The sequence below is a fragment of the Myxococcus sp. AM011 genome (genome assembly GCF_013372595.1).
Classification (GTDB): domain Bacteria; phylum Myxococcota; class Myxococcia; order Myxococcales; family Myxococcaceae; genus Myxococcus; species Myxococcus eversor.
The window spans coordinates 1-622 of the sequence record NZ_JABXEM010000603.1 but is presented as its reverse complement, the minus strand read 5'-3'; the positions used below and the strand labels follow the sequence as shown (position 1 = coordinate 622).

General features: G+C 70.7%; 1 protein-coding gene and 1 pseudogene. Both read right to left on the bottom strand.

Annotated elements, in window-relative coordinates; all coding sequences use genetic code 11:
• Positions 1–344: hypothetical protein (locus HUW62_RS47615; RefSeq protein ID WP_176438222.1), on the bottom strand; the 344-nt coding region annotated here is incomplete at its 3' end.
• Positions 344–622: pseudogene (locus HUW62_RS47610) on the bottom strand (hypothetical protein); the annotation flags it as partial. The gene HUW62_RS47615 and the pseudogene HUW62_RS47610, both read right to left, overlap by 1 nt.

Genomic DNA, 622 nt, shown 5'->3' with positions numbered 1-622 from the left:
CTGGGGCGGATGAGGGCGTCACCCGTGGCCGCGTCGACGAGGCCGAGGCGCTCCAAGTCGCGGAAGTGGAAGACGAGTTCGAAGCTCGTCCTGGGGCTGTTGCCGGAAGGGGCCATGCGCAATGACTCAAAGGCATCCGGCTCCACCTGGCAGGGGACACGCACGGGCGGAAATTCGCGACGGAAGGCTTCGGCCAGGCCGTCGTCGTCCGCGTCCACCAGCACCGGCTCGCGAAAGTCCGCGTCGTACCCGCTGGCATGGGGGCCTGGACCGGGGCCCGCCATGGCGGTGGTGTCCAGGCGGTGAAGCTCCGCAAGGAAGGGGAAGATGAGCCTGCCCCTCATCAAGCCGCCCCGGGCAAGGAGGGCTTCACGTAGGGGGCGAGGAGGGTGTCCACCTCCGGCTCTCCGGTGAGAGGCCGCACGGAGGGGCGGACACTGTCGAGGCGGTAGCTCTGCTCGCGCGTCCTCTCTTCCACCACGCGCCAGCGCGTGCGCTCCTCCAACGAGTCTTCGTCCGCCAAGGGCGAGAGGCTGCGCAGGACGAGGAGCATGCAGGCGCGGCGGATGGCGAGCGGCGTGCGCCCCTCCGGCGTCCCGTCCGCCTCGGTGTAGCCCCAGCG